Origin of the sequence: Tabrizicola sp., from assembly GCF_030373185.1 — a bacterium.
Lineage (GTDB): Bacteria > Pseudomonadota > Alphaproteobacteria > Rhodobacterales > Rhodobacteraceae > Tabrizicola.
Genome location: NZ_JAUCZH010000001.1, coordinates 409,003 through 430,558, shown reverse-complemented (window position 1 = coordinate 430,558; position 21,556 = coordinate 409,003). Strand labels below are relative to the sequence as shown.

General features: G+C 62.9%; 24 protein-coding genes. 18 read left to right on the top strand and 6 right to left on the bottom strand.

The genetic code is table 11. The features are described 5' to 3' along the window. The first annotated feature begins 127 nt into the window (after window positions 1-127). Genes QUV21_RS02100 through QUV21_RS02090 form a run of 3 tightly spaced genes read left to right on the top strand, consistent with a single transcriptional unit; the run spans window position 128 to window position 2,213 of the window. The gene (locus QUV21_RS02100) at window positions 128-1,246 is read left to right on the top strand and encodes a bifunctional 2-C-methyl-D-erythritol 4-phosphate cytidylyltransferase/2-C-methyl-D-erythritol 2,4-cyclodiphosphate synthase (RefSeq protein ID WP_300852850.1); all 1,119 of its coding nucleotides are present in this window, start codon (window positions 128-130) and stop codon (window positions 1,244-1,246) included. Next, on the top strand, window positions 1,243-1,749 hold the full coding sequence (locus QUV21_RS02095; protein ID WP_300852848.1) for a phosphatidylglycerophosphatase A: 507 nt from the start codon (window positions 1,243-1,245) through the stop codon (window positions 1,747-1,749). The genes QUV21_RS02100 and QUV21_RS02095 overlap by 4 nt, the downstream gene beginning before the upstream one ends. Continuing rightward, window positions 1,746-2,213 (top strand): CinA family protein, encoded by a 468-nt coding sequence (locus QUV21_RS02090; RefSeq protein ID WP_300853472.1) that lies wholly within the window; start codon window positions 1,746-1,748, stop codon window positions 2,211-2,213. The genes QUV21_RS02095 and QUV21_RS02090 overlap by 4 nt, the downstream gene beginning before the upstream one ends. Window positions 2,214-2,260: 47 nt before the next feature. On the opposite strand, the gene QUV21_RS02085 is transcribed toward QUV21_RS02090, so the two are convergent. From QUV21_RS02085 to QUV21_RS02075, 3 genes are all read right to left on the bottom strand, one after another. Further along, window positions 2,261-3,136, bottom strand: coding sequence for a PHB depolymerase family esterase (locus QUV21_RS02085; RefSeq protein ID WP_300852846.1), 876 nt, complete (start codon window positions 3,134-3,136; stop codon window positions 2,261-2,263). Between the two features lie 90 nt (window positions 3,137-3,226). After that, window positions 3,227-4,309, bottom strand: a complete 1,083-nt coding sequence (locus tag QUV21_RS02080) for an AI-2E family transporter (protein ID WP_300852844.1) — start codon at window positions 4,307-4,309, stop codon at window positions 3,227-3,229. A gap of 4 nt (window positions 4,310-4,313) precedes the next feature. Further along, the gene (locus tag QUV21_RS02075) at window positions 4,314-4,787 is read right to left on the bottom strand and encodes a type II toxin-antitoxin system RatA family toxin (protein ID WP_300852842.1); all 474 of its coding nucleotides are present in this window, start codon (window positions 4,785-4,787) and stop codon (window positions 4,314-4,316) included. 63 nt (window positions 4,788-4,850) lie between these two features. On the opposite strand from QUV21_RS02075, the gene hpt reads away from it, so the two are divergent. The 4 genes from hpt to QUV21_RS02055 all read left to right on the top strand — a co-directional run bounded on the left by hpt (window position 4,851) and on the right by QUV21_RS02055 (window position 7,626). Next, window positions 4,851-5,396, top strand: a complete 546-nt coding sequence (hpt, locus tag QUV21_RS02070) for a hypoxanthine phosphoribosyltransferase (RefSeq protein WP_300852840.1) — start codon at window positions 4,851-4,853, stop codon at window positions 5,394-5,396. Next, on the top strand, window positions 5,393-5,569 hold the full coding sequence (locus tag QUV21_RS02065) for a hypothetical protein (RefSeq protein ID WP_300852839.1): 177 nt from the start codon (window positions 5,393-5,395) through the stop codon (window positions 5,567-5,569). Before hpt ends, QUV21_RS02065 begins: the two co-directional genes overlap by 4 nt. Before the next feature lie 60 nt (window positions 5,570-5,629). Continuing rightward, window positions 5,630-6,517, top strand: coding sequence for a cytochrome c (locus QUV21_RS02060; RefSeq protein WP_300852837.1), 888 nt, complete (start codon window positions 5,630-5,632; stop codon window positions 6,515-6,517). 179 nt (window positions 6,518-6,696) lie between these two features. Then, window positions 6,697-7,626 (top strand): hypothetical protein, encoded by a 930-nt coding sequence (locus tag QUV21_RS02055; RefSeq protein ID WP_300852836.1) that lies wholly within the window; start codon window positions 6,697-6,699, stop codon window positions 7,624-7,626. 81 nt (window positions 7,627-7,707) lie between these two features. On the opposite strand, the gene lipA is transcribed toward QUV21_RS02055, so the two are convergent. Next, entirely contained in the window at window positions 7,708-8,658 is a 951-nt protein-coding gene (gene lipA, locus QUV21_RS02050) for a lipoyl synthase (RefSeq protein WP_300852834.1), read from the bottom strand. Window positions 8,659-8,803: 145 nt separating this feature from the next. Here lipA and QUV21_RS02045 point away from each other — a divergent pair, with 145 nt between their 5' ends. Beyond that, window positions 8,804-9,487 (top strand): aquaporin, encoded by a 684-nt coding sequence (locus tag QUV21_RS02045; protein WP_300852832.1) that lies wholly within the window; start codon window positions 8,804-8,806, stop codon window positions 9,485-9,487. Between the two features lie 70 nt (window positions 9,488-9,557). On the opposite strand, the gene QUV21_RS02040 is transcribed toward QUV21_RS02045, so the two are convergent. Further along, window positions 9,558-10,685: a DUF6456 domain-containing protein gene (locus tag QUV21_RS02040; protein WP_300852831.1), complete on the bottom strand. Its 1,128-nt coding sequence runs from the start codon at window positions 10,683-10,685 to the stop codon at window positions 9,558-9,560. Window positions 10,686-10,910: 225 nt separating this feature from the next. On the opposite strand from QUV21_RS02040, the gene QUV21_RS02035 reads away from it, so the two are divergent. Next, window positions 10,911-11,195: a DUF6477 family protein gene (locus tag QUV21_RS02035; RefSeq protein ID WP_300852829.1), complete on the top strand. Its 285-nt coding sequence runs from the start codon at window positions 10,911-10,913 to the stop codon at window positions 11,193-11,195. 63 nt (window positions 11,196-11,258) lie between these two features. Here QUV21_RS02035 and QUV21_RS02030 read toward each other — a convergent pair whose 3' ends face one another. Next, window positions 11,259-12,800, bottom strand: a complete 1,542-nt coding sequence (locus QUV21_RS02030; RefSeq protein ID WP_300852827.1) for a trimethylamine methyltransferase family protein — start codon at window positions 12,798-12,800, stop codon at window positions 11,259-11,261. A 221-nt stretch (window positions 12,801-13,021) separates the two neighbouring features. Here QUV21_RS02030 and guaA point away from each other — a divergent pair, with 221 nt between their 5' ends. The 9 genes from guaA (at window position 13,022) to QUV21_RS01985 (ending at window position 21,534) form a co-directional block, all read left to right on the top strand. After that, complete coding sequence (gene guaA / locus QUV21_RS02025) at window positions 13,022-14,599, top strand: glutamine-hydrolyzing GMP synthase (protein ID WP_300852825.1); 1,578 nt, start codon at window positions 13,022-13,024, stop codon at window positions 14,597-14,599. Then, window positions 14,596-14,871: an antibiotic biosynthesis monooxygenase gene (locus tag QUV21_RS02020; protein WP_300852824.1), complete on the top strand. Its 276-nt coding sequence runs from the start codon at window positions 14,596-14,598 to the stop codon at window positions 14,869-14,871. Before guaA ends, QUV21_RS02020 begins: the two co-directional genes overlap by 4 nt. A 143-nt stretch (window positions 14,872-15,014) precedes the next feature. After that, window positions 15,015-15,281: a hypothetical protein gene (locus QUV21_RS02015; RefSeq protein WP_300852823.1), complete on the top strand. Its 267-nt coding sequence runs from the start codon at window positions 15,015-15,017 to the stop codon at window positions 15,279-15,281. A 58-nt stretch (window positions 15,282-15,339) separates the two neighbouring features. After that, window positions 15,340-16,236: a DMT family transporter gene (locus tag QUV21_RS02010; RefSeq protein ID WP_300852821.1), complete on the top strand. Its 897-nt coding sequence runs from the start codon at window positions 15,340-15,342 to the stop codon at window positions 16,234-16,236. A 79-nt stretch (window positions 16,237-16,315) separates the two neighbouring features. Beyond that, window positions 16,316-17,410: an outer membrane protein transport protein gene (locus QUV21_RS02005; RefSeq protein ID WP_300852819.1), complete on the top strand. Its 1,095-nt coding sequence runs from the start codon at window positions 16,316-16,318 to the stop codon at window positions 17,408-17,410. Between the two features lie 98 nt (window positions 17,411-17,508). Next, window positions 17,509-18,393, top strand: coding sequence for an ATPase (locus QUV21_RS02000; protein ID WP_300852817.1), 885 nt, complete (start codon window positions 17,509-17,511; stop codon window positions 18,391-18,393). 66 nt (window positions 18,394-18,459) lie between these two features. Next, the gene (metA, locus tag QUV21_RS01995; protein ID WP_300852816.1) at window positions 18,460-19,386 is read left to right on the top strand and encodes a homoserine O-succinyltransferase; all 927 of its coding nucleotides are present in this window, start codon (window positions 18,460-18,462) and stop codon (window positions 19,384-19,386) included. Between the two features lie 78 nt (window positions 19,387-19,464). Further along, the gene (locus QUV21_RS01990) at window positions 19,465-20,451 is read left to right on the top strand and encodes a sterol desaturase family protein (protein WP_300852815.1); all 987 of its coding nucleotides are present in this window, start codon (window positions 19,465-19,467) and stop codon (window positions 20,449-20,451) included. A 150-nt stretch (window positions 20,452-20,601) separates the two neighbouring features. Beyond that, the gene (locus QUV21_RS01985) at window positions 20,602-21,534 is read left to right on the top strand and encodes an alpha/beta hydrolase (protein WP_300852813.1); all 933 of its coding nucleotides are present in this window, start codon (window positions 20,602-20,604) and stop codon (window positions 21,532-21,534) included. Window positions 21,535-21,556 lie beyond the last annotated feature (22 nt).

The window sequence follows — 21,556 nt, the reverse complement described above, 5'->3', positions numbered from 1 at the left end:
CAATCCTTGTCGCAAAGTGGTCGAAAAACGTGCGATGCCTGTTTTTTGTGCATACATGCCCGGTCCTGCGCCAGATTGTCATGCGCAGCGGGCTGGCCTAGGAAGAAGCAACAGGACAGGACAGCGCATGACGACAGCCGTGATCATTGTTGCCGCCGGGCGGGGCAGCCGCATGGGGGGCGAGGTTGCCAAGCAATGGCAGATGCTTGGTGGGAAGCCGGTGCTGGCGCATACGCTTGCAGCTTTCGACGGCTTGCCGGTGGTGCTGGTGATCCATCCCGACGACCGGGCGCGGGCCGAAGGGCTGGGGGTGCGGCTGGTTGAGGGGGGGCCCAGCCGTGACGCCTCGGTCCTGGCGGGCTTGCAGGCGCTGGAGGGGGCGGGCGTGACCCATGTCCTGATCCATGACGGCGCGCGCCCCCTGGTCAGCCGGGGGCTGATCGACCGGCTGGTCGCCGCACTTGACAGCCATGCCGGGGCGGCCCCTGCCCTGCCGGTGACCGATGCGCTTTGGCGTGGTGACGGCAGGCTGGTGTCCGGCACACAGGACCGCAGCGGCCTTTACCGCGCCCAAACCCCGCAGGCTTTCCGTTTCGCGCCCATTCTGGCGGCACATCGCGCCCACAAGGGCAGTGCTGCCGACGATGTCGAGGTGGCGCGGGCCGCAGGGCTTGACGTGGCCATCGTCGAGGGCGAGGAAACCAATCTGAAGCTGACATTTCCCGGCGATTTTGCCCGGGCAGAGGCGATCTTGCGGGGGCAATCGATGGATGTGCGTTTGGGCAATGGCTATGACGTGCATGCCTTCTGCGACGGTGATCATGTCTGGCTTTGCGGGGTGAAGGTGCCGCATGGGCGGGGGCTTCTGGGTCATTCGGACGCCGATGTGGGAATGCATGCCCTGACGGATGCGATCTATGGCGCACTGGCGATGGGCGATATCGGGCGCCACTTCCCGCCAAGCGACCCGCAATGGAAGGGCGCGGCAAGCCACATCTTTCTGGCGCATGCGATTCAGCTTGCCGGGGCGCAGGGCTACCGGCTTGGCAATTGCGATGTGACGCTGGTTTGCGAACGGCCAAAGATCGGACCTCATGCGGGGGCGATGCAGGCGGAACTCGCGCGGATCATGGAGGTGGAGGTGGATCGGGTGTCGGTGAAGGCGACCACCTCGGAACGGCTTGGTTTTACCGGGCGCGAGGAAGGCATCGCCGCGATTGCCACCGCAACCCTGGTGCGCACATGATATGGGCTGTCGCAACCGTCCTTGGCGCGGGGAATCTGCGCCCGGCTTCGGGAACCTGGGCCAGCGCGATCACGGTGGCACTGGCGGTTCTGGCCTATCAGGCGGGGCTGGCGCTTCTGGTGCCACTTGGGTTTGTTCTGGCAACCGTGGCGGGGTTCTGGGCCGTGCCGCACTATCTTCGCCAGAATGGCGGCGAAGACCCGTCCGAGGTGGTGATAGACGAGGTGGCGGGGCAATCACTTGCGCTCTCGTTCACGGTGATCCCGCTTTGGTGGCACGGGGTGGCGGATATGGCGGTTGCGGCATGGCCCGCATGGGTGGTGCCGTTCGCACTCTTTCGGCTGTTCGATATCTGGAAGCCGTGGATCATCGGCCGGGCCGACCGGCGCGGCGATGCAGCCGGGGTGATGCTGGATGATCTTTGGGCCGGTCTGTTCGCCGGGATCGGATCGGTCGTGCTGGCAGGCATATGGCACGGGGTGGTGGCACCATGGCTGGGATAGGCGCGGAAGACCTGCTGGCAAAGGCCCGCTACTGGGGTCTGCGCTTCGTGACGGCGGAAAGCTGCACCGGCGGCATGGTCGCGGCAGCCCTGACCGACGTTGCGGGATCCTCAGACGTGTTCGAGCGCGGCTTTGTCACCTATTCCAACGCGGCCAAGGTAGAGATGCTTGGGGTTCGCCCCGAGACGCTGGCCAGCCATGGCGCGGTATCCGAGGCCGTTGCGCTGGAAATGGCCGAAGGCGCACTGGCACGGTCCGAAGCAGAGCTGGCCGTTGCCATCACCGGCATTGCCGGGCCGGGCGGATCAGAGTTCAAGCCGGAAGGCCGGGTCTGCTTTGCCCTCGCGCGCGCCGGACAGCCCACCTTCTGCGAAACGGTGGAGTTTGGCGCCAAGGGCCGGCCCAAGGTGCGCAAGGCGGCCACGGCGCATGCGCTTGCGCTTTTGGGTGCCGCACTCAGCTAAGACGCGACGTTCGCCCGCAACGGCCGTGTAGCGAAATGCTGTCTGGATCAGGGGTGCAGCGCGAAAAACCGCAGTATCTCGGTATTGGCATCGATTTCTTCGGTCTTGCCGCCCTTTTGCCGCGCCTTGCGGCCCCCGGGCCAGTGATGCGCCCCGCCTTCCACTGTCATCAGGCGCAGGACCACTGTGCCGCCCTTCTTGTGGTCAATCACAATCGCTGACGTCCCGTCATCGCGCCGGTCGATCCGGCGGGTGGATTGGCTTACCCCGCCACCCCAAGGCGCAAGGAACGCCCTCACCACCGAAGCCACCGAGGCGAAATCGGTCCGCGCGACACTCAGGTCGCCGACCCCGCCCTCATAACGCACGTTCTCGTCCGCCGTGCCGTGGATGACCAGAAGCGGCACCCGCCCCTGCACCTTGACGCGGCCGGTATCCATCGTGCCAGCCACGCCCGCCACGGCGCGAACAAGGCCCGGGTTCCGGGCGGCGAAGGTTTCAACCATGATCGACCCGTTTGACATGCCGGTCAGGTAGACCCGGCCACCGTCCACACCAAAGCGGTCCTGTGCGTCCTTGATGACTGCCTCAAGAAAGCCGATGTCATCCACCCCCGCCCGCGCCGCATATCCGCAGCAATAGCCGCCATTCCACGTCAACAGCTTCTTTCCGCCAAAGCGCACGCTGCCGGCGGGAAAGATCACCGCATAACCTTCGCGCAGCGCATCGCGCGCAAATCCGGAGGCCGAGGCGAATTGATCAGGGTTGCCCCCACCGCCATGCAGCGCAAGGATCATCGGAGCCCCGCGTGCGACCGCCGGCAACTCGATCTCATAAGACCGGGAGCCAAGGTTCACCGTCTCGGACAGCGCCGAAAACGGAAGGGAAAGAAAAGCTGCGATAGTCAGGAGAAGCTGGCGCATGGCAAAAGACCTTTTGACGACGAATTGCCTATCCAACGCAGTAGTCGGCCGTTTCCGTCGCAAAGGCAGAGCCACGCGTGAAAGATTGCATCAGGTCTTCCGCGCGCTTTCACCGATCCGGCCGTCATTCGACAGCAAGACCGCCAGCGGACGGGTGAATGTGACAACCCCCAGCACGGCCAGAATGATCACCGTCATTGGCACCGCCAGCACCGCCCCCGGCAGACCCCAAAGCGCATACCACGAGGCCAGCGACACCAGCACCATCATCGGGCTGAGGTTGATCCGCCGCCCCATCAGTTGCGGCTCGATCAACGACCCGATGATGAATTGCAGCCCGCTGAGAACCGCCATCGCAAGGAGCGTGGCCTTGATCTCTCCGGTCTGGGCCAGAACCATCAGCGTCGGCGCAATCACTCCGGCGACCGAGCCAAGATAAGGCGTGTAGTTCAGCACCCCGATGTAGATCGCCCAGAACCCCGCAAGTTCCACATCCATCCATTTCAGCGCAATGTAGGACAGCGTGCCAAGAACGATGTTGATCAGGGTCTTGATCGCCAGAAAGCCGCCGATCCGGCTGTTGACGTCCACCGACAGCGCAATCAGCCGCTCGGCCTTGTCGCCCGTGGGAAAGGCAAGGTGCAGCTTTTTCACGAAGCCGGTGTATTCGATCATCAGGAACGACGTGTAGAGCAGGATTAGCACGATCAGACCGCCCAGACTGCCCATCGCGCCCAGCGCCTGCCGCGCGACGCCCTGAATGTCGAAGTTCGCCGCCACGACCGACGACAGCCCGCCGGGCATGAATTCGTCGATCCGGTAAGCCTCGTCCAGCCGGCGCACCAGCCCAAGGATGTTCGCGGTATATTGCGGCAGGCGTTGAACCAGCACCTCGCCGTTGCTGCGCAGGGTTCCGATCAAGAGCACGATTGCCCAGATGAACAGCCCAAGCACGACGATATGCCGCAGGAACAAGGGGGTGCGCCGCAGGCCCGGAACCCGACCCATCCAGTCCACCACCGTCCACAGCACGAAGGCCACGACCACCGCGAAAGCCAGCGGGATCAGCACCCCTTGCGCCATGTAAAGCGCCCAGATCACCAGCATTATCATCAGCATCGCCGCAGCGGCGGTGATGGTGGCAAGCGGGCGGGCCTCGGATCGGTTGCTCAAAGTCTCAGGCCTCCCAACCCTTGCCGTAAAGTTCGGCCGCCCGGCGCTCGAAGGCCCGCACGACACGGTGCATCGCGTCGTTGAAGACCACCCCGATGATCGACTGCAACAGCGCGTTACGAAATTCGAAATCCACGAAGAAATCAACCTCGCATCCGCCAGAGATATCACGGAAAGCCCAGTTAGACCGCATGTGCCGGAATGGGCCATCCAGATACTCGGTGTCGATCTTCAAGGCCTCGGGCCAAAGGGTTACCCGGCTGGTGAACCTTTCGCGAAACACCTTGAAGCTGATCACCAGATCAGCCTCCATCACCTCACCCGCGCCTTTGACCCCGCCGTCGATGGGGTGGCGGGTGCGGATGCGGGCGGCGGCATTCCACGGCAGAAACTTCGGATATGACCCTACATCCGCCACCAGATCATACATCTGCTGGGCGCTGTAGGGCAGGCGTTTGGTTTCGGAATGGGTGGGCATCGGCTCGCTCGTGACTTGGGACAAGGTATTGGTTAGACAGGGCGGGGAAATCAAGGGGCTGCCATGTCAGAGCGCGCATACGTCATCGACCAGTTGATCAGCGCCAAGTCGATAGCGGCGCGGGTCGAGGCCCTCGCACGGGAAATAACCGCGCATTTTCACGGCACCGACAAGCTGGTCGTTGTCGGCCTGCTGCGCGGGTCGTTCGTCTTCATCGCAGACCTTGTGCGCGAGATCGAACTGCCGGTGGAGGTGGATTTCCTTGAGGCCTCTTCCTACGGCGACGCGATGCATTCCAGCCGCGAGGTGCGTATCCTGAAAGACCTGCGCGGCGAGATTGCAGGGCGCGATGTGCTGGTCGTGGAAGACATCGTGGATACCGGGTTCACGCTGCACCATGTGATCCGTCTGCTGCAAGCCCGCGAGCCTCGGCGGCTGAAGGTCTGTGCGCTTCTGGACAAGCCGTCGCGCCGTGAGGCTGCGGTCAAGGCGGACTGGACCGGATTTGAGATCCCCGATGAATTCGTGGTCGGCTACGGGATCGACTTTGCGCAGCGCAACCGCAACCTGCCCTATATCGGCAAGGTCCGCTTTGCGGAGGGCGGATGAACTATCTGACCTGGCTGGTCCGGGCAAAGCGCTGGGCAAAGAGGCCTCCGTCCGAAGGCCGGGTAAAGCTGGTTCTGGGCGTGGTGGCGGTCTGCCTGCTGCTTGCTGGCCTTGAATGGGCCTTTGGCTGGCCCGACTGGCTGACGCCAAACCGCATTTCCGCAAAACCGTGACTGGACAGGCCGGGCTTGTCGGATAGTCTGTCGGCATGACAACCGGAAGGGGAACGCGCAATGCGTATCTTGCGTTGGCTGCTCTTTCTGGCACTTGCCGGTGCCGGGATCTTGTGGTTTCTGGCCCGCCCTAACCCGCTTTCGGAAAGTGACATCGCCGGGCTGACCGCAGACGCCACCCGGGGCGAGGTGGTCTTCTGGGCAGCCGGCTGCGCATCATGCCACATGGCAGCCGAGGCGAAGGGCGACGCGCAACTGGTGCTGGCGGGTGGGCAGCGGTTCCCGTCGGATTTCGGCACCTTCCTTGCGCCGAACATCAGCCAGGATCCCGTCCACGGGATCGGCGGGTGGTCCTTGCTTGACCTTGCCAATGCCCTGAAGCGCGGCGTCAGCCCGGACGGGCAACACTATTACCCCGCCCTGCCCTATGCGTCCTACGCCAGAATGACGATGCAGGATCTGGCCGATCTGCATGCGTTCCTTGCAACCCTCCCCGCAGATGCCACGCCCAGCCAGCCGCATGAGCTGGCCTTCCCCTTTTCCCGGCGTGAGGCTGTGGGGGTCTGGAAACTTCTGTTCCTGTCGGAAGCCTGGTCCCTGCCCGGCAACCTGCCCCCCACCGCCGACCGTGGCCGCTATATCGCCGAGGCACTGGCCCATTGCGGCGAGTGTCACACCCCGCGCAACCTTCTGGGCGGCATGGACACGTCACGCTGGCTGGGCGGGGCGCCCAATCCTTCGGGTCAGGGGCGGATCCCGAACATCACCCCGGCCAAACTTGGCTGGACGGCAGGTGACATCGTGCAATACCTGACCACAGGCTTCACGCCCGAGTTTGACAGCGTCGGCGGCCATATGGCGCATGTCGTTGAAAACATGGCACGACTGCCAGAAAGTGACCGGGTTGCGGTGGGGGAATATCTGCTGGCCGTGCCGGGGGTGGATTGATCCCCGGAATATGGGGCGACGGCCGGAAAACGCAAGCCACAGGGTCCGGAACCGGTTCCAGGTTTCTTGTGTCCCAAAAGTCACGAAATGAAAATTGCGCCGTCGTAGCGGCCCGGACGTCCTGTGAGCCGCTCCCCGCGTAGAGTATGGTCAAGCATCACGTTCGGAAAGGAAAGACCATGAAATTCTTTCAAACAGCGGCAATTACCGCACTTGCAACCGGCCTCGCGGCACCAGCGGCCTTCGCGCTTGATTTCGGCAACGGCTTCACTCTGACCGGCGATGTCGAACTGGAATACATCAGCCCCGATGGCGGCGACGACGTCACTTTCGGCTTCACCGATCTTACGCTCGGCTGGCGCAGTCAGGGTGGCGGCGCGGTTGGTCTGGGTTTCGACCTGAGCCTTGTCAGCTTCCACGACCTCGACGATGGTCAGGACGAGTCCGCCTTCTGGGGCGGGCTGGTGCTGACGACCGCTTTTGGCGATGTAACAATCGGCACCCCGCGTCCGCTGCTGGACCAGTTGCCAAAGACGCCAGACATCGGTGCTGCACGGGCGCTTGATCTTGAGCTGGGGCTCTTCAGCGGATCTTACCTTGCCTATTTCAATTTGTTCGATTCGAGCTTGAACGTCTACGGTGTCAGCCTCAAGGGCTCGTCTGGCGCGTTCAGCTACGGCGCTGCGGTTCATCGGGCGGAAAGTGGCGGCGACAAGGCCGACGTGATCGAACTTGCTATTGGATACGAGCTTGACGCGACCGAGCTCTATGCCGCCTTCGAACAGTTCGATGCCGGCCCAGTTGACCTTCAGAAATTGATCGTTGGCGCCCGCTACAGCGCAGAGCGCTGGTCGATCGGCGCCGAAGCCGCAAACCTTGATGCGCCGGGGACCAGTGTTTCGACGGTCAAGCTGTACGGTGATTACAAGGTGACGGATGCGCTGACCATCGGGGCCCAAGCCCTTGAAATCAGCGAAGGCGGAGGCGAACGCATCTATGGACTGTCTGGCGAATATGGCTTCGGGTCTGGTGGCTTTGCCGAACTTGGCTACTTCGATGTGGATGGCAGCGGCGACGCAGTGACGGCCTCGATCGGCTACCGCTTCTGATACCGTTCAGAACACCGAAAAAGCGCCGCGGGCCTTGCTCTGTGGCGCTTTTTCATGGGCTCAGTGCCGCAAGAGAGGGTTTCAGCCCTGACCAAGTCCCGCCTGCCGGGCGGCGCGCATCCGGGCGAAATCGTCGCCGGCGTGGTAGGATGACCGGGTCAGCGGCGTGGCCGACACCATCAGGAACCCCTTGCCCCAGGCCGCCGTCTCATAGGCCTTGAATTCCTCGGGCGTCACGAAGCGATCAACCCGGTGGTGTTTCGGCGTCGGTTGCAGATACTGGCCGATGGTCAGGAAATCGACATCGGCTGACCGCATGTCATCCATGACCTGCTGAACTGCCTGCCGGTCTTCGCCCAGACCCACCATGATACCGGATTTGGTGAACATCATCGGGTCCAGTTCCTTGACCCGCTGCAACAGCCGCAACGAATGGAAATAGCGCGCGCCGGGGCGGACCTCGGGGTAAAGGCCGGGGACGGTTTCAAGGTTGTGGTTCAAGACATCCGGCCGGGCGGCAACCACGGTTTCCAGCGCATCGGGGCCACAGCGCAGGAAATCGGGGACCAGCACCTCGATCGTGGTGCCGGGCGACCGATGGCGAATGGCGCGGATCGTCTGGGCGAAGTGATCCGCCCCGCCATCCGCAAGGTCATCACGGTCAACGGAGGTGACGACGACATGGGCAAGGCCAAGCTCGGCGACGGCGTGTGCAACCCGGCCGGGCTCGAAGGCATCCAGCGTCTGCGGCTTGCCGGTGGCGACGTTGCAGAAGGTGCAGCCGCGGGTGCAGATCTCGCCCATGATCATCATGGTGGCGTGTCCCTGCGACCAGCATTCGCCGACGTTCGGGCAGCCGGCTTCCTCGCAGACCGTGACCAGATTCTTTTCCCGCAGGATGTCGCGGGTGCGCTTGTAGCCTTCGGAGGTGGGGGCTTTCACCCGGATCCAGTCCGGCTTTTTCGGCTGGGCATTGTCGGCGCGGTGCGCCTTTTCAGGGTGACGGCCTTCCGGCAGTTTGAGGTCGCGCAAACAACTTTCCCCCTATCCAGACCCGCCCCACCACTTAGTCTGCAATTGCCCCGGTGGCAACGGCTGCTTGCCTGCAACGCTGCCGCAGGGGCATGCGCCGGGCGCATGTCACGCCAGCCGGCGCCAACATCCAACTGAAGGGAACATGGTCAAGAAGATGTTTGCAGAAGCCTTGGGGGCTGCCATCCTTGTGCTGTTCGGCTGTGGATCAGCGGACCTGATGGGTGCCGAAATCGGGATGACGGGGATCAGCCTCGCCTTCGGTCTTGCAATCGTCGCTGCCGCCTATGGGCTTGGAGCCATCTCGGGGGCGCATCTGAACCCAGCCGTCAGCTTCGGGATGGTGATGGCGGGCCGGATGACGCTGCCCGATTTCGCCGCCTATGCCATTGCGCAAGTGATCGGGGCCGTCCTTGGCGCGGGGCTCCTGTATCTGATCGCCTCGGGGAAGGCGGATTACAGCATCGCCACCAACGGTCTGGGGCAGAACGGTTTTGGCGCGGGCCATCTTGGAGGGTATTCCCTGACATCGGCGCTGGCCTTCGAGGCGGTGATGACCTTCCTCTTCGTCACCGTAATCCTTGGCGCGACCGGTCCGGGATCGGCCGCCGGCATTGCCGGGCTGGCCATCGGCCTGACCCTTGCGGCCATCCATCTGGTCGGGATCAACGTGACCGGCGTTTCGGTGAACCCGGCGCGGTCGGTCGGTCCGGCGGTCTTTGTCGGCGGCACGGCGATGGCGCAGCTTTGGGTGTTCCTTCTGGCCCCGCTTGCGGGCGGTGCCGTGGCCGGGCTGGCCTACAAGGCGGGCCTGACGCGGGCCGAATGATCGGCGCCGCTGCCACGCCGGAAGGGGACCGCCCCGGCCTCCTTCTGCCGTGTGGCGTCACAAGGTCCAGTCAGCCGATCAGCGGGCCGGACCTGCCGTAAGTCTCGTCATAGTGCCGCCGCAACCGCATAAGGGCGATGCGAAGCACTATCTTGCCCGACCGCGCGGCCCATCCCATCCGCTTTTCCGCAACCTCCAGCCCCTCCAGAAAGCAGCAACAGCGCAGGGCGATGTAGCCAAGCCCCGGCCCAAGGTCGCGCAGCGCAGCTGCAACCCGACCGCGCGCCTGCCCCGGCCCTTCCCCCAGACCGCTGTCGGGCTGAAATGCGCCGCGGTCCGCCCCGGTAAGAAACCGGTCCCAGTTCTGCGCCACGCGCGGCCCCATCTGCGCCAGTTCGAAATCCTCGCGCAGCCGTTCCGCCGCCTCGACAAGGTCAGGCTCCAGAAATGGCTTGCCATCCCGGTCCCTCCTGCGGCCCAACACACCAACCGGGCTTTCCGCCGTGTTGTAGCGCAGCTTGCGCGGGCCATCTTCCTCCATCACCGTCCGTTCCCCCCAGACACGGTGCTGATCGCCAAAGGCCGCCGAGGCGTCGGTCGGGCTTTGACGGCGGCGGTCCTCCTCGTCAATCATCCGGCGCAAGGCGGCCCGACCGGCCGAGGTGATCTCGTAGGTCGATACCCGCCCCGGCTTGCGGCAGGTGATCCAGTCCTTCAAGGTGAACGCATGAGCAACCGCGCGTTCCAGCACCGCGGTCCGCAGGCTGCGGCCATCGGGCATATCCCGCAAGACAACCGCCTTGTCCATTTCCGGTGCTATGGCCATGACGGCACCCGGTTCCGCCAGACGCCGCAGAACACGGCGACCTTCCTGGGCAAGGGATTGCTCGTCACAAAGCACAGGCGCAGGAGTTGGCCTTGGGCTACGCGGATGCATGGTCATGGGCTGGTCGTCCTTTCGGGCTGGGTCATCGGCAGAGCGCTGGGCAAAACGGGTAACCGCAGACAGGGCTTCATCCATCAGCGGGTCTTCACGACGGTTTTCAAACCGGCGCACCTGCCGCAGGATGGTCGAGGCGTGCAGCCCCTCGCGCCGTGCCAGCGCCCTGAGCGACGTTCCATCCTCGATATGATGAAGGTAGTGACGCACGGCAGCAGGAAGCCAGTCTGGCAGGCTGGCAGCAGAAAGCTCTGGCAATTCAGTCGTCCCGTCCTTGTCCACACCCCGGGCTGTGATGAGTCCAGCCTTGGACTCTCGCAACCTTGGGTGGAATTGGTTACCTGTTGGTTAAGCACTCGTCCGGCCTGAACAATTGCGCGTAATTCCTAAACTTTTCGGTAACCTCCGTTCGCTCAAAACACTCATTGCGCAACGCTGGGTTGAGATCATGCATGATGCAGCGATCCAGAACCGGAGAGCCCCATGTCAGATTTTCGCGTCCGTCTTGCCAACCTGCGTCGCCCACGACTGTTGATGCACGCTGCCCGCTTCGGCCTTGGCGATTACCGCCGCGAGCGTGATCTGCGCCGCTTGATCCGCTGCGGGATGTCACCCGAACAAACTGTGCCGTCGCTGATTTCGGTCGAGGCGGAACTGGAAGAAACGCGCCTTGCGGGCGATGCGGCCTATTCGGTCACCCGCCATATCGAAGTGTTGATCGCGCTTTTGGCCGAGGCGCGGTTGCTGCCTCGGGCAGGGTTGGCCTGAGCCACTGGAAAAATGCGAAAAGGGGCGGTCACCCGCCCCTTACCGTCAATTCCGTGCCATCTGTCAGATGAAGGCGTCTGGCATCTCGGACTTGCGCTGTGCGACGAAGGCTTCCAGTTCCTCGCGCTTGGCGGGGTCCATATCCGGCGCGTGATAATCGGCCAGTTGCTTTTTCACCCGTTCGGCCGCCAGCGCCTGCGTATCGCGGGCGCCTTCCTCTGCCCAGGTCTCGAAGGGCTTGTAGTCAAGCAGGTCCGACCGCCAGAACGCCGACTTGAAATTCGCCTGCGTATGCTCGCACCCAAGGAAATGCCCGCCCGGCCCAACCTCGCGCAGCGCGTCCATCGCCTGCCCGTTCGTGTCCATCATCACGCCTTGGGCCAGATGGTGCAGCGTGCCAAGCTGGTCGGCGTCCATCACGAATTTCTCGTAGGACGACACCAGCCCGCCCTCCAGCCAGCCGCAAGCATGCAGCATGAAGTTCACGCCTGCCAGAAGCGCCATGTTCAGACTGTTCGCGGTTTCATAGGCCGCCTGCGCGTCCGGCAGCTTTGACCCGCAGAAGCTACCGCCCGACCGGTAGGGCAAGCCCAAGCGCCGCGCCAACTGCCCAGCGCCATAGGTGATATGCGCGGCTTCGGGGGTGCCAAAGGTCGGCGCGCCCGAGTTCATGTCGATCGAGGTCACGAAGGCGCCAAAGATCACCGGGGCGCCGGGGCGGATCAGCTGGCTGTAGGCCACACCCGCCAGCACCTCGGCCAGCACCTGCGTCAGGGTGCCCGCGACCGTAACCGGCGCCATGGCCCCACCGACGATGAAGGGCGAGATGATGGCCGCCTGATTGGCCTTGGCGTAGACCTCCAGCGCACCCATCATGATCCCGTCGAAGGTGAGCGGGCTGTTGATGTTGATCAGGCTGGTCATCACCGTGTTCTGGTCAACGAAGTCGTTGCCGAACAGGATCTTCGACATCGCCACCGAATCTTCGGCACGGCTCGGTTCGGTGACAGAGCCCATGTAGGGCTTGTCCGACAGGGTCATATGCGCAAGCAACATGTCCAGATGGCGCTTGTTGACCGGAACATCCGTGGGTTCACAGACCGTGCCGCCCGAATGGTGCAGCCATTTCGACATGTAGCCCAGCTTCACGAAGTTCTGGAAATCTTCCAGCGTGGCATAGCGCCGCCCGCCTTCGGCATCGCGCACGAAGGGCGGGCCGTAGACCGGGGCAAGCACCAGATTGCGCCCGCCTACCTCGACGTTGCGGTCAGGATTGCGGGCGTGCTGGGTAAAGCTGGACGGCGCCGTTGCGCACAGCTTGCGCGCCAGACCGCGCGGGATATGCACCCTTTCGCCCTTCACATCCGCGCCCGCCGCGCGCCACAGATCGAGAGCGGCCGGGTTCTCGACGAAATTGACGCCGATTTCCTCCAGCACCGTTTCCGCGTTCCATTCGATGATCTGAAGCGCTTCTTCGTTCAGGATCTCGAAGTTCGGGATGTTGCGCTGGATGAACCGCGCGCTCTCGAAGCTGACCGCCGTCCGTTCTGCCCGGCGGCTTGCCCCGCCCCCACTGCGCGCCCTGCGTCCTGCAACTTCGTTCATGTCCGCCTCCGAAACCCGTTTGCCGACCTTATGCCGCCAAACCCGACCGCGCCGCCCCCCGTTTCCGTCACCTGCCAACCAAAAACGACACGCACCTCAGCAGAAAACGACCAGCCCTTCCTCTCTGCACAAATATCCCACGGGGGTTCGGGGGGGTGAAACCCCCGATTTCCAACGCCTGCACCCCTTGCGCGCCCGCAAAGCTCGCGCTACGCGGGCGCATGACCCAAGACGCACATGACCGCCTTCTCATCATCGACTTCGGCTCTCAGGTAACGCAGCTGATCGCGCGCCGCCTGCGAGAGCTGAACGTCTATTGCGAAATCCACCCCTATAACCGCGTGGATGAGGGCTTCTTGCAGGCCTTCGCCCCGAAGGCGGTGATCTTCTCGGGTGGTCCTGCCAGCGTTTACTGGGAAAACGCGCCGATGCCGCCGAAAGGGGTCTTTGACCTTGGCGTGCCGATCCTTGGCATCTGCTATGGCCAGCAAGTGATGATGCATTGCCTTGGCGGCCACGTCGAAGGCGGTCACGGCACCGCCGAATTCGGCCGCGCCTATGTGACGCCGACCGACCAGACCCACCCCATCCTTGCCGGCTGGTTCCCGCCCGAAGACGGCCCCCAAGCCCGCGAACAGGTCTGGATGTCGCACGGTGACCATGTGTCGAAACTGGCCCCGGGGTTCCGTGTCTATGGCACCTCGCCCAATGCGCCCTTTGCCATCACCGCCGACCCCGCCCGTCATTTCTACGCGGTCCAGTTCCACCCCGAGGTGCATCACACCCCCAAGGGCGGCAGGCTTTACGAGAACTTCGTCAAGCTGGCCGGGTTCAAGGGCGATTGGACGATGGGCGCTTACCGTGAGGAAGCGATCCGAAAGATCCGCGATCAGGTGGGCGACGCCAAGGTGATCTGCGGGCTGTCGGGCGGGGTTGACAGCTCCGTCGCCGCCGTCCTCATCCATGAAGCCATCGGCGACCAGCTGACCTGCGTCTTCGTCGACCACGGGCTTTTGCGTCTGGGAGAGGCGGAACAGGTCGTCACCATGTTCCGCGACCATTACAACATGCCCTTGATTCACGCCGATGAAGCCGACCTGTTCCTCGGCGCGCTGGAAGGCGTGTCCGACCCCGAGGTCAAGCGCAAGACCATCGGCAAGCTGTTCATCGACGTGTTCCAGAAACACGCCACCGAAGTTGGGGGTGCGAAGTTCCTGGCCCAAGGCACGCTTTATCCCGACGTGATCGAAAGCGTGTCGTTCAGCGGCGGGCCTTCGGTCACAATCAAAAGTCACCACAATGTTGGTGGCCTGCCAGAAAAGATGGGCCTCAAGCTTGTCGAACCCCTGCGTGAGCTGTTCAAGGACGAGGTGCGTGCCTTGGGCCGTGAACTTGGCCTGCCCGCCAGCTTCATCGGCCGCCACCCCTTCCCCGGCCCCGGCCTTGCCATCCGCTGCCCCGGCGAGATTACCCGCGAAAAGCTTGATATCCTGCGGCAGGCCGATGCAGTCTATATCGACCAGATCAGGAAGCACGGGCTTTACGATGACATCTGGCAAGCCTTTGCTGCGATCCTTCCGATGAAGACCGTGGGCGTGATGGGCGACGGGCGCACCTATGACTATGCGCTGGCGCTGCGGGCGGTTACATCGGTGGATGGGATGACGGCGGATTATTACCCCTTTACCCATGATTTCCTTGGCGAAACCGCCACAAGGATCATCAACGAGGTCAAGGGCGTCAACCGGGTCTTCTATGACTGCACCTCCAAGCCGCCCGGCACGATCGAGCTGGAATGATCCGGGTCACCGGCACGCTAAGCTGCGCTACGCTGGAAGAGGCCGCCATCGTCGCGGCCCTGCTGCCCGAACACATCCGCCTCAGCCGGGCCGAACCGGGCTGTCTGGACTTTTCCGTCACGCCCGCAACTGCGCCGCTGATCTGGGAACTTGACGAGACCTTCACGGACCGCGCGGCGTTCGAGGCGCACCAGACCCGCACCCGCGCGTCCGAGTGGTTTCGTGCCACCGCCCACCTTGCACGGGACTTTCAGGTTTCGGATACTCTCTGATCCCGCCGCAAAAGGGCCGCGACGGGGGCGCGGCGGGCGCGCGCCCCGGCAAGCCCGGTCACGGCCCATTTGCCCCCCTTCGAACCGTTCCACTTTTCGCCACAAAGCGCCTGCAATCTGCACTGATTGCGGGGAAAGAAGCGGTGCGGATAGTCCTTGGTCTGGTCCTGATGTCGGCGCTGCCAATCTATCTGGTGGCGCAGATGGTAATCTTGCTTCGCTGGCGGGGCTGGGCGCTGTGGCTAACGCTGCCGCCCATGATGGTCATGGGGGCGGCCGGTGTCATCTTCGTTCAGGCGCAGGCCACGGGTTCGAATCTTGCGCCGCTCTTGATGTTTGTGGCCGCGCCCTTCTGCCTTTTGTGGCTTTGGGTCATCCGGCTACTCCGCCCGACACCAGAGAGGCGCTAAAGGGCTGGCCGCTCAGCCCCCACTGGACATTTCCGCCCCGCCCGGATCATCTGCCGCGATGACCGCCCCCCACCGCCCCCTTGCAGCCGCCTTGTGGATGATCGGCGCCATCGCTGCCTTCACCGCGATGGCCGTGTCCACGCGCCAGATCAATCTTGCCCACGATACGTTCGAGATCCTTGCCTTCCGGTCGGTGGTCGGTTTCTTGATTGTCATCGCCGTGGCCATGGCAACAGGCCAGTTGGGCCGCATCCGCGCTGACCGGCTGGGCAGCCATGTGGTGCGCAATGTGTTCCATTTCACCGGACAGTTCCTATGGTTCTGGGCGATCACCATGATCCCGCTGGCGCAGGTCTTCGCACTTGAATTCACCTCGCCGATCTGGGTGATCCTGCTGTCGCCGCTGATCCTTGGTGAAAAACTGACGCGCCGCAAACTGGTGGGCGCAGGTCTTGGATTTCTGGGCATCCTGATCGTCGCCCGCCCCGACTTTGGCCAGTTGGAGCCGGGGGTTCTGGCCGCTGCGGGGGCTGCGGTGTTCTTTGCGGCCACCACCTTGATGACCAAGGTGCTGACCAAGGGTGAACCGATCGTGACGATCCTGTTCTGGTTGACGCTGATGCAGGCCGGGTTCGGCACTGTCGCGATGCTGGCGGATGGCGCGGTGGCGCTGCCGACGCTTGCCACCCTGCCATGGCTGGTTCTGATCGGCATCGCGGGGGTGACCGCGCATCTGTGCCTTACCACCGCCTTGTCCCTTGCCCCGGCCAGCATGGTCGTGCCGGTGGATTTCGCCCGCCTGCCGGTCATTGCCGCCATCGGAGCGCTGTTTTACGCGGAACCGGTCGAAGCGGCCCTGTTTCTTGGCGCAGGGTTCATCTTCCTTGGCATCTGGATCAACCTGCGTGGCAACGGGGCAACTTCGCCACAACAGGCAGCAGTAAAAACGTCGTGACGCCGCGTCCTGATTGACCGGTTGCGCCGGCTGCCATAGCGATTTTGACAGGGGATATCCAGAACCGGGGACGAGGACAATGAAACGCATTCTGACAACGGCAGCGGCGCTGGCTGCGGCGGCAACCAGCGCGGGCGCGGGCGGAATCGACCGGTCGGGTCAGGGCCTTGGCGCCCTGTTTGAGTCCGGCAGGTATCTGGAACTGTCCTTTGGTCTTGTATCTCCCAAGGTCGATGGAACCGATGTTGCGGCCCAGCCGACCGGCGATGTGGTCGCCACCTATGCGCTGATCGCCTTCAGCTACAAGTACGACATCAATGACAAGGTTTCCGTGGCCCTGAACATCGACCAGCCGTTCGGCGCCGACGTGCTTTACAGCGCCACCTCGCCCCTGCTTGGCGGGACGCTTGCCGTGGCCGACACCTACGCCGTGACCGGCATCCTGCGGTACAAGTTCAACGAGGCCTTTTCCGCACATGGCGGATTGCGCGCCCAGCATGCCAAGGGGAACATCACCCTCGACGGTCTGGCCTATGGTGGCCCACCTCCGGGTGGGTTGAGCGGGTATGACGTCCAGCTTGCCGGAAATTGGGCGCCCGGCTATCTGATCGGCGTTGCCTACGAAAAACCCGAAATCGCGCTGCGGGTCGCCCTGACCTATCATTCCAAGGTCAAGCACGAGTTTGAAACCACGCAGGCCTTCTTCCCGTCAGGCACCATCACCGAGGTCGAGACCCCGCAATCGGTGAACCTTGAATTCCAGACCGGCATTGCCAAGGATACGCTTGTGTTCGGCAACATCCGCTGGGCCGATTGGTCTGCCTTCAAGATCGACCCCGTCGGCTTTCCGGGGGATGGGCTGGTCGAGCTTGAAGACACCACCACTTACACTCTGGGCATCGGGCGCCGGTTCAATGAAACCTGGGCCGGATCATTCTCGTTGACCTACGAGCCAAAGGGAACCGACCCGCTGGTGTCGCCGCTTGCACCGACGGACGGGCGTTATGGCGCGACGATTGGCGCGGTCTACACCCGTGACAACATGAAGATCACGGGTGGGGTCAACTATTCCTGGCTTGGCGACGCGCAACCCCAGACCGCTGAAGTTGGCCGCGCCAATATGACCAACAACACGGCGGTCGGCGTTGGCGTCAAGGTCGGCTGGTCCTTCTGAACCACCCTCTCCCCCACATGCCCCGCCCCCTGACCCGGGCGGGGTTTTTCGTTGTCTATGGCCCGGCCCGGCGCTAACAGGGGCCAAGGGGTGACGCGATGATCTACAGGACCGGCAAGGACTATCTGGCGGCATCGGCCAAGCGGGTGCTGCTTTACGGCATGTCGGGTCTTGGCAAGACCCATCTGGCCACGATGCTGCGCGATCAGGGCAAGGACGGGAACGGCTGGTTCCACTATTCGGTCGATTACCGGATCGGCACCCGCTACATGGGCGAATACATCGCCGACAACTTCAAGCGCGAGGCGATGAAGGTTCCGCTTCTGCGAGAGCTTTTGATGACGGACAGCGTCTACATCGCCTCCAACATCACCTTCGACAATCTTGCCCCGCTTTCGACCTATCTTGGCAAGCCAGGCGATCCGGCCAAGGGCGGCGTACCGTTTGCCGAATACATGAAGCGGCAGGAACAACACCGCGCCGCAGAGGTTGCGGCAATGCTCGACACCGCCCGCTTCATGGAGCGCGCCGAAGACATCTATGGCTATGGGAATTTCGTCTGCGACACCTCGGGCTCGATCTGCGAGGTGGTGGACCCCGATGACCCGGCCGACCCGGTGATGCGACAACTGTCGGACACGCTGCTTCTGGTCTGGATCAAGGGATCAGATGCACATACCGCAGAACTTGTCCGCCGCTTCGACCGGGCGCCAAAGCCGATGTATTACCAGCCGGAATTTCTTCACAAGATGTGGGAAGATTACCGCGCAACTCATTCTGTTACAGAAGAAACCTGCGATCCGGATCACTTTGTTCGCTGGACCTATGCCCGCGCCCTTGCCCACCGGCAGCCACGTTATGCGGCAATGGCGCGCTGGGGGGTGATGGTCAGCGCCGAAGAGGTGGCGATGGTCAAGGATGTTGAAGACTTTGACTCCCTGATCGCTGGCGCCATCGACCGGACCCGCGCAAAGGCCACCTGACAGCGCCCGGCCTTGATGCAACCCGCCTAATCCCCTAGGTCTGGCCCCGACCTGAAGGACCGCCAAATGCCGATCAAACTTCCAGAGACCCTGCCCGCCTTCAACGTTCTGAAAAGCGAAGGCGTAATGGTCATGTCGCCGGAACGCGCGGCACGTCAGGACATCCGGCCCCTGAAGATCGGCCTCCTGAACCTGATGCCAAAGAAGATCCAGACCGAAAACCAGTTCGCCCGACTGATCGGTGCCACGCCCCTGCAAATCGATTTGCATCTGATCCGCATGAGCGAGCATCAGACCAGGAACACCGCCGCCGAACACATGGAAACCTTCTACCGCCCGTTTCAGGAGGTGAAGGATGAAAAGTTCGACGGGTTGATCATCACCGGCGCACCGATCGAACACCTGCCTTTCGAAGAGGTCACCTATTGGGACGAGTTGTGCGAGGTCATGGACTGGACCCAGACCAACGTGCAGTCCACCTTCGGTGTCTGCTGGGGCGGCATGGCGATGATCAACCATTTTCACGGGGTGAAGAAGCACATGCTCCCCGCGAAGGCCTTCGGGTGTTTTCGCCACCGCAACCTCTGCCCGACCTCGCCCTATCTGCGCGGGTTTTCAGATGATTTCGTGATCCCCGTCTCCCGTTGGACCGAAATGAAGCAGGCCGAGATCGACGCCGCCCCGGGCCTGAAGACCCTTCTGGGCTCGGACGAGGTTGGCCCCTGCCTTGTCGAGGATGCCGGCCACCGCGCGCTTTATATCTTCAACCACTTCGAATACGACAGCGACACGCTGAAACAGGAATATGACCGCGATGTCGCCAGCGGGACGCCAATCAACGTGCCGTTGAACTACTATACCGATGACAACCCGGCCCTGCCGCCCCTGAACCGGTGGCGAAGCCACGCGCACCTGCTTTATGGCAACTGGATCAACGAGATCTACCAGTCCACCCCCTATGACATGACCCTGATCGGACGCACTTCACCCTGAACTCCAGATTCATTTTGGCCACAATTCGGTGCTAGCTGATTCACGGCACCAGAAGGGTCGAAAGGAGAGCCGAGCGATATGGAATTCACCGACATCCTCTGGGCGCCCTTTGACCATTTCGTCAATCTGTCGAACCGGATGGCCTATCTGTACCTGTTCAGCGCGCTTGTGGTGTCGATCATCGCCTACATGGTCAACAAGGCGCGCAAGGGAGAGGCAGAATCTGTCAGCTTGCTGCGCTGGCTGCTTCCGGCCGAGGTGTTGAAGCACCCTTCTTCGCAGGCTGATTTCGCGTTCTATTTCATCAACAAGATGCTGCTTGCACTGATCTATGGCTCGGTGCTGCTGACCGCGCCTTTCGCCTACCATGCCCTGACCGGGGCAATCGTGCAGATTTTCGGACCTTCCACCGCCAGTTTCGAGCCCCACCTCGGCTATTCCATCCTGACCACCGTGGTGATCATTCTGGTTCTCGATTTCTCGCTGTGGTTCCTGCATCTGATTTTCCACAAGGTTCCCTTCCTGTGGGACTACCACAAGGTTCACCATTCGGCCGAAGTCATGACCCCGCTTACCGCTGCGCGCATGCACCCGGTCGAGGAGGTGGTCGACAGCCTGACCACTGGCCTTACCGTGGGTGCGACCATGGCGATCCTGCATCATCTCTTGGGGCCGGCAGCGATCCAGATCACCCTTTTCGAGGTGAACATCTTCCTTGCGGTGTTCTATTTTTCGGCCTTCCACCTGCGGCACAGCCATGTCTGGATCCGTTATCCCTATTGGATTCAGCATATTTTCGTCTGCCCCGCGCAGCATCAGATCCATCACTCGGTGGACCGCAAGCACTGGGACAAGAACATGGGCTTCATCTTCGCCTTCTGGGATTGGGCAGCGGGGACGCTTTACGCACCGAAAGGCAAGGAAGACATCACCTATGGCCTCGGAACGGACGAGGATGGCGGTTCATGGCACAGCCTGCGGGCGCTGTACTTTCTGCCGTTCCGCCAGTCCTACGCGCGCCTGTTCGGCAAGAAGGATATCCAGCCGACCGAGCCCGCCGAGTAAGGGACGGGCCGGCCCGGCATTGTGGCCACGGGTCGGTCACTATACCCTGCCAATGGGCGAACAGGCAGACAGGGAAAATCGCATGGGAAACAGGCTCCAGATGGTGACAATGGTGCGAAATCCTTTGCTCCAAGACACTTGCGGCAAAGCGTGATCCTGCCGAAATTGACCGCAAGCCTGATCATCGCCACGCTGGCCCTTACGGGTGTAACCTATTGGCGGGCCTCGGCGCGCGAAGCGGCTGCGCTTGCAGCCCATCCACCGACCGGCAGCTTTCTGACCATCGACGGGCTGCGCCTGCATTTCGAAATTTCGGGTTCCGGCCCTGACATTGTGCTGATCCACGGCGCCAGCGGGTCTTTGCGGGACATGACCTTTGCCTTGCGTGACCGTCTGACAGCCCGCTACCGGGTGACAGTGGTGGACCGGCCGGGCCTTGGCCATTCCGACCGAGTGAGCGAGGTCTCGCTTGCTGCTCAGGCCCGGGCAATCAAGGCGGGACTTGCCGGGATCGGCGTGACAGACCCGATCCTTGTGGGCCAAAGCTATGGCGGGGCCGTTGCGCTTGCCTGGGCGCTGGACGGCGGACCCCGCGCCCTGGTTCTGGTTGGCGCGGCCTCGATGCCATGGCCCGGCAAACTTGATCCATGGTATCGGCTGACCTCGACGGCGGTCGGCAGGGCGCTGGCGGTGCCGCTGGCCTCGGCCTTTGTGCCACAATCCTACGTTTCGGCAGCAACCGCAGCCGTGTTCGCCCCCGACCCGGTACCCCTGGGCTATGAAGACTGGCTTGGCACGCCGCTGATCCTGCGGCGCGACACGTTGGCGACCAACACCGCACAGATAAACGCCCTGCGCGCAGAACTGGTCACGATGGAGCCGCGCTACCCCGGCCTGTCTCTGCCTGTCGAGTTGGTCCATGGCAGCGCAGACACCATAGTGCCACTGGCAATCCATTCCCGGCCCCTTGCGGGCCTGCTGCCGAATGCAACGCTGACTGTGATCGACGGCGCGGGCCACATGCCGCACCACACCCACAGCGATGTGGTGATCGACGCCATCGACCGCGCCGCATTGCGCTGACCTGCCCAATCGTCATACTGGC